The sequence below is a fragment of the Sphingomonas segetis genome, assembly GCF_009720245.1.
In the GTDB taxonomy this organism is placed as follows: Bacteria; Pseudomonadota; Alphaproteobacteria; order Sphingomonadales; family Sphingomonadaceae; genus Sphingomicrobium; species Sphingomicrobium segetis.
In genome coordinates, this window is the sequence record NZ_WJSQ01000153.1 from 1 (window position 1) to 6,293 (window position 6,293).

At 66.8% G+C, this 6,293-nt stretch carries 8 protein-coding genes; 4 read left to right on the top strand and 4 right to left on the bottom strand.

What is annotated here, in order from left to right; translation table 11 throughout:
* A partial coding sequence (gene cobT / locus GH737_RS12270) for a cobaltochelatase subunit CobT (protein ID WP_155265095.1) occupies nucleotides 1-1,630 on the top strand: 1,630 nt, incomplete at its 5' end.
* A 358-nt stretch (nucleotides 1,631-1,988) separates the two neighbouring features.
* On the opposite strand, the gene rpmB is transcribed toward cobT, so the two are convergent.
* A complete protein-coding gene (rpmB, locus tag GH737_RS12275; RefSeq protein WP_155265096.1) occupies nucleotides 1,989-2,285 on the bottom strand; it encodes a 50S ribosomal protein L28 in 297 nt (98 codons plus the stop codon).
* 163 nt (nucleotides 2,286-2,448) lie between these two features.
* Here rpmB and GH737_RS12280 point away from each other — a divergent pair, with 163 nt between their 5' ends.
* Both GH737_RS12280 and GH737_RS12285 read left to right on the top strand, forming a co-directional pair.
* Nucleotides 2,449-2,730 (top strand): hypothetical protein, encoded by a 282-nt coding sequence (locus GH737_RS12280; RefSeq protein WP_155265097.1) that lies wholly within the window; start codon nucleotides 2,449-2,451, stop codon nucleotides 2,728-2,730.
* A 32-nt stretch (nucleotides 2,731-2,762) separates the two neighbouring features.
* Nucleotides 2,763-3,215 carry a nucleoside deaminase gene (locus GH737_RS12285; RefSeq protein ID WP_155265098.1) on the top strand — a complete coding sequence of 151 codons (453 nt, stop codon included), beginning with the start codon at nucleotides 2,763-2,765 and terminating at the stop codon, nucleotides 3,213-3,215.
* Here the strand turns inward: GH737_RS12285 and GH737_RS12290 are convergent.
* A complete protein-coding gene (locus GH737_RS12290) occupies nucleotides 3,212-3,874 on the bottom strand; it encodes an OmpA family protein (RefSeq protein WP_155265099.1) in 663 nt (220 codons plus the stop codon). The genes GH737_RS12285 and GH737_RS12290 overlap by 4 nt on opposite strands.
* A 125-nt stretch (nucleotides 3,875-3,999) precedes the next feature.
* Between GH737_RS12290 and GH737_RS12295 the strand changes: the two genes are divergently transcribed.
* On the top strand, nucleotides 4,000-5,343 hold the full coding sequence (locus GH737_RS12295) for a hemolysin family protein (RefSeq protein WP_155265100.1): 1,344 nt from the start codon (nucleotides 4,000-4,002) through the stop codon (nucleotides 5,341-5,343).
* 110 nt (nucleotides 5,344-5,453) lie between these two features.
* Here GH737_RS12295 and GH737_RS12300 read toward each other — a convergent pair whose 3' ends face one another.
* On the bottom strand, nucleotides 5,454-5,942 hold the full coding sequence (locus GH737_RS12300) for a hypothetical protein (protein ID WP_155265101.1): 489 nt from the start codon (nucleotides 5,940-5,942) through the stop codon (nucleotides 5,454-5,456).
* An 8-nt stretch (nucleotides 5,943-5,950) separates the two neighbouring features.
* On the bottom strand, nucleotides 5,951-6,293 hold a 343-nt coding region (locus GH737_RS15370), incomplete at its 5' end, for a hypothetical protein (protein WP_196233149.1).

Here is a 6,293-nt window from a genome sequence, read left to right on the forward strand (position 1 = left end):
CGACTCGGCAGCGCTTCGCCTGCGTCATCACGATCCGCGGATCCACGCGCGCAATGCGCCGATGGACATCGACGCGCGCGCGGTGTTCGACGCGCTGGAGACGGCCCGGGTCGAGGCGCTCGGCGCTCGGGCAATGAGCGGCGTCCGCGAAAATCTCCGGCACCTTGCCGAAGCGCGCGTCCGCAACGATGCCATCGTCCGCGCCCGCGATGCCGAGGAAGTGCCGCTGTCGACGGCGGTCGGTTTGATCGCGCGCGAGCGGCTGATCGGCGACGCGCCCCCGGCCGCAGCGATGGAAGGTCTCAAGCTGGTCGCCGACTGGATCGAGGAGAAGGCCGCGGCCGAGCTCGATGCACTGGCACTGACGCTCGACGACCAGGTCGCATTCGCGAAGCTGTCGCGGCGGCTGCTCGAGGACCTCGACCTCGCCGCTGCCCAGGAGCCGGTCGAGGAAGAGCCGGACGAGAGCGGGGACGACGAAGAGGGAGAGGATGGCGGAGACGACGATTCCGATGAGCAGGGCGACGAGGGCCAACCCGGCGGCGGCGATACCGAGATGCGCGGCGAAGAGTCCGAGGACCAGAACGCCGACGGCGATTCGACGCAGGAAATGGAAGCGGGCGACCAGGAGTCAGCTCCCGGCGACGAACTCAGCGAAAGCATGTTCGCGGCACCCGGGCGGCGCAATTGGGAGCAGTCGCCCCCGACCGATTACAAGGCGTTCACCACCCGCTTCGACGAGATCGTCGAGGCGATTGAACTGTGCGACGAGGACGAGCTGTCCCGCCTCCGCGCCTATCTCGACCAGCAGATGGGCGGGCTTTCGAACGTGGTTACGCGGCTCGCCAACCGGCTCCAGCGGCGCCTGCTTGCCCAGCAGGCGCGGAGCTGGGACTTCGACCAGGAGGAGGGGCTGCTCGATGCGGCTCGGCTCGCGCGGGTGATCGTCAACCCGCGTCACGCGCTCTCGTTCAAGGTCGAGCGCGAGACCGAATTCCGCGACACGATCGTCTCGCTGCTGATCGACAATTCTGGCTCGATGCGCGGGCGGCCGATCGCTATCGCCGCGATCTGCGCCGACATCCTCGCGCGCACGCTGGAACGCTGCGGTGTCCAGTCCGAGATCCTCGGCTTCACGACGCGCGGCTGGAAGGGCGGCCAGAGCCGCGAGGCGTGGCTCAGCGCGGGGCGCCCGTCGAACCCGGGCCGCCTCAACGACTTGAGGCACATCGTCTACAAGCGCGCCGACGAACCTTACCGGCGCGCACGGCGCAACCTCGGCCTGATGATGCGCGAGGGACTGCTCAAGGAGAATATCGATGGCGAGGCGTTGCTCTGGGCAAACAACCGGCTGATCGCCCGGCCCGAGGAGCGGCGCATCCTGATGGTGATTTCCGACGGCGCGCCTGTCGACGATTCCACGGCAAGCGCCAACGGCGGCACCTATCTCGAGCGGCACCTGCGGCAAGTCATCGATTGGATCGAGAAACGCTCGAGCGTGGAGCTGATCGCGATCGGAATCGGCCACGACGTGACGCGCTATTACGAGCGCGCGGTGACGATCATGGACGCCGAGCAGCTCGCCGGCGCGATGGTCGACCAATTGGCGAGATTGTTTGAGACCCCCTGAAGAATGATGGGCCCGGCGCAAATACGCGCACCGGGCCCCCCTCGTTACGCGACGCGAGGGAACGCTTGTCCGTTTCCGGACTCGGCAGGGAAAAGGGGAAAACCCCGCCGAATGAACAGCTTATGCCCGATTCGGGGAAAATTGATGCTGAATGGGGAGTGCAGCCCCCGTTCAGGGAAAACAATGAGGATTCAGGAGGTTATCCTCCTCCCGCTGTGGAGGGGTGGGGGAGTCGAGCCAAGAGTAGCCTGGAAAACTGGCCACCCCTTCGCCGCATCGGGACCCCACGAAAGTATTACTTTCGGGGGAACCCTTTCGCCGCTCTTCCCCTCCCGCAAGCGGTAGGGGGAGAGTGCAATTACGCGGCAGCCGCTTCGGCGCTTTTCTTGGCGATCTCGCGCTTGAGCTTGCGGACCTTGGGCGACAGCTTGTCGTCGCTGGTTTTGAGCAGCCAGTTGTCGAGGCCGCCGACATGCTCGACGGAGCGAAGCCCGTGCGTCGACACGCGCAGCTTGACGCTCTGCCCGAGCGCATCCGAGATGAGCGTGACGTTCTGCAGGTTCGGGAGGAACGTGCGCTTCGTCTTGTTGTTGGCGTGGGAAACATTGTGTCCCACCTGCCGGCCCTTGCCGGTCAGCTCGCAAACCCGCGACATGTGATCTATCCTGATTTTTCTGGACGAGCCGCAAGGGCTCGAAGAGGGCCGCCCGTTAGACGCTTGGGTGCGCTTCGTCAACGCCGCCGGCTGCTCAAGCCGGCAACCGAACAGCAATATCTGCGTTGGGTAGCATCGTCGAACAATCGACTTGGGGCAACAGATGCGCATCCTTCTTTTCATCCTGATCGTCGCGGTGCTGGTCATTCTCGCCGCGCTCGCCACCGGCTTCCTCGACATCGATCAGATCCACGGGGCCAAGGCGCCGCAGGTCTCGGCCACTGGCAACGGGGTCACGGCGAAGGGCGGGCAGACACCGGCTTTCGACGTTCAGACCGGCTCGGTGAAGGTCGGAGCACAGGAAAAGACCGTGCAGATGCCGACACTCCAGGTGCAAAAGCCCGACGAGAACCAGGCTGCGGCCGCAAACAACAACGCGATGTGACTCGCGCGGCCGGCTCGGCTAGCCGCGCCGCAATGACCTTTCCTTTGCCTTTGCCGATGCGGCGCGCGCTGGCCCTCGCGCGCGAGGCCGCCGACGCGGGCGAGGTCCCGGTCGGCGCTGTGGTCACGAAAGGGGAAGAAGTGCTGGCCGAGACCGCGAACGCGATGCGCGGGTCGTCCGACCCGACCGCCCATGCCGAGATGGTCGCGATCCGCGCGGCGGCCGTGAAGCTTGGCACGTCGCGGCTAGACGAATGCACGCTGTGGGTGACGCTCGAGCCTTGCGCCATGTGCGCGGCGGCGATCGCGCTCGCCCGCCTGAAGGCGCTCCGCTTCGCTGCCGAGGACCCGAAGGGCGGCGGCGTCGTTCACGGCGCGCGCATCTTCACCCAGCCGACCTGCCATCACCGGCCCGACGTACTCGGCGGCATTGGCGAAGAGGAGGCGGCAGCGCTGTTGCGCGCCTTCTTCGCGGAGCGCCGTTAGCCGGTGTAGGGCAGAAGCCGGATCTCGACGCGGCGGTTGGCGGCCATCTCGCGTTCGCTCGTCTCGGGATTGTAGAGGGGCGCGGTTTCGCCGAGCCCCTTCGAGGCGATTCGCGCTTTCGCGACGCCGTGCGAGGCGAGATAGCTGGCGACCGCGGCGGCACGCTTGTCGGACAACCCTTGGTTGACCGCCGCGGTCCCGGACAGATCGGTGTGCCCGAAAACGTCGACATAGGTCTGCTTGCGCGATTTCACCTCGCGCGCGATTTCGAGCAGGGTTGCGTCGAACTCGGGCTTCACGCTCGCGCTTCCGCTGTCGAAGGTCAGGGCAGCGGGAATCCGGATGACGATGGCGCTGCCGACCTGGAGCACGTCGAGGCCGATCCCCGCCGTCTGCACGCGCAGCTCGCGGTTAAGCTCGGCCATGTAGGCCGGCGCTGCCGCAGCAGTGAGCGCCTTCGCGTTGGCCTTCTTCATCTTGGCCGCGCGGCTCTTGCGGCCGCCGATAAGGTCGCCGGAAAGGTAAGGCGCGTTGAGGCCGAGCGGCGTGAACGCGACGGGCCGGAGCACCGGGGCCGGCGGCGGCGCTGTCTGGCAGCCCGCGACAAGCGCGACGGAGCAGCCAAGAAGGATCGCTTTCAGGCTGCGGCTTAGTGGCATTTGCTGGGGCTCCTGACGACAACGGGCGAGTCAGACCGGCGTGTAGCACGGTCGGTTGCGATGGCGAATCGAGCAGCTTCTTGTGAACGCCCGCATGGCAAGGCTACATTCGCCCGTTCACGTCCATGAGCGATCACATAGCCCCCATCCCCTGGTTCGACATCGCGCTCATCCTGGCGCTGGTCGTCCTTAACGGCGTCCTCGCGCTGAGCGAGCTGGCGATCGTCTCGTCGCGCGACGCGCGGCTGAGGGCGCTCGCACGGAGCGGCAGCGCGGGCGCGAAATGCGCGCTGGACCTCGCCGCCGAGCCCGGGCGGTTCCTTTCGACGGTCCAGACCGGTATCACGTTGATCAGCATCATCAACGGTGCTTACTCCGGCGCGAGCCTGGGCGAGCCCGTCGCCGATCGGCTCCAGCTGCTCGGCCTCAGCGAAGGCAGTTCGCATACCGTGGGTTACGGCATCGTCGTCGTCCTCATCACCTTCGTTTCGCTGGTGATCGGCGAGATCGTGCCGAAGCAGATTGCACTCCGTTCGCCCGAGCCGATCGCGGCCGTCGTCGCGCGCCCGATGCGACTCCTCGCCCGGATCACCGCGCCCTTCGTCTGGCTGCTCGACCGATCGAGCGCGCTCATCTTCAAGCTGCTCGGCCTCGACCGCGAATCGAGGAACCAGGTCACGGCCGAGGAGCTCCACCTCGTCGTCGCTGAGGCGCGGACCGCCGGCGTGCTCGAGGAAAGCGAGCGCGCGATCATTTCGGGTATCGTGCGGCTCGCCGACCGGCCGGTCCGCGAAGTCATGACGCCGCGCACCGAAATCGACTGGATCGACGTGGCGTCGAGCCCGGAAGAGATCCGACAGGCGATCCTCGAAACCGCGCACACGCGCATCCCGGTGGCCGCCGGTTCGGTAGAAAATATCGTCGGCGTCATCGAGATCCGGGATGTCGTCGCCGCGCTCCTCGAAGGCCGCCCGCTCGACCTCGAGCAATTATGCCGCAAGGCGCTGGTGATCCCGGACCTGATGGACGCGATGGACGCCCTCGCCGTCCTTCGCAGCGCCGAGGTCCCGCTGGCGCTCGTCAATGACGAATATGGCCATCTCGACGGGATCGTCACGCCGGGCAGCATCCTCGCGGCGCTGGCCGGCACGTTCGCCCACGACATCGAACAGGGCGAGGAGCCGCCGCTGGTCGAACGCGAAGACGGGAGCTGGCTGGTGTCGGGCGCGGCAAGCGCCGACCTCCTCGCCGACCGCCTCGGGATCGCCTTGCCGCACGAGCGCGACTATTCGACCGTCGCCGGTTTCGCTTTGTCGGTGCTCAAGCACCTTCCAGAAACCGGCGAGAGCTTCCGCCACGACGGCTGGTCGTTCGAGATTGTCGACATGGACGGCCGCAAGATCGACAAGCTCATCGCCTCGCGGCCGAGGAAGCGCCCGGCGCAGAGCGAAACCGAGGCGGTCGGCTAATCTGGATCGTCATCCCGGCCTTGAACCGGGAGCCGCCTGCATTCTTGCGCCTCAAAGGCAAGGCCGACCCCGGATCAAGTCGGGGGTGACGAGCTAGTGCAGTCGTCGCGTTAGCTCGTCAGCTTGCCGAACCGCTGCTCGAAGCCGTCAATGTCGTTGCGGGCGAGATAGTCGGCCTGCTCGACGATCCGGTCGCGCGCGATCCTGCCGCGGAAGGCGCCGAACTGCGCATCGAGCCGCTCGACCTCATTCGCCGAAAGCCCCGCGATCTGCTCGAAATTGTAGAAACCCGCCGCATGCAGTGCGTCGGCGAACTTCGGGCCGACGCCTTTGAGCAGGCACAGGTCGTCGCTCGGGACCTTGCCTTCCAGAGCACGGTGCACCGGGGCGCGGAAGATGTCGCCCGTGACGTCGCTCGCGGCTGCCGCTGCCTCACCTGCGATCCCGCGCCCTTCGCGCGGCTTCGAATGCTGCATGTGCGGGCGGACCGGTGCGCTGTCGGTCAGCGTTACCCGTTGCTTCGGCCGCATCAGGATGAACGCCAGCACCAGCGCCACCACGATGACGATTACCCACCAATAATCGCGGATCAGATCCATTTACCCTCTCACCAGTCCCATTGCGCGTTGTAGCGGCGCCGAAGCTCCACCAGATAGGCGACGAGCAGGCCAAAAAGGAAGCCCAGCACGGCCACCCCGGCGCCTTCGGCAATCAGTGGGACGCCGCCGTCGCGCGGGGACCAGGCCGCGCTCGCGACGCCAGGGACCTGGTCGATCAGCCGGACGAGCTCGGGGCGCTGGAAATCGTCGGCGGGGCCGGAGAGGAGCACGTCGCGGGTCAGGGGCGCGCGGTGCAGATGCCCGCTGACCTCGGGGATTTGGTAATAGACCATCGTTTTGCCGATGCCGCGCTCGACCGCGGCGGCAAAGCGGTCGAGCGCGGCATCGGCA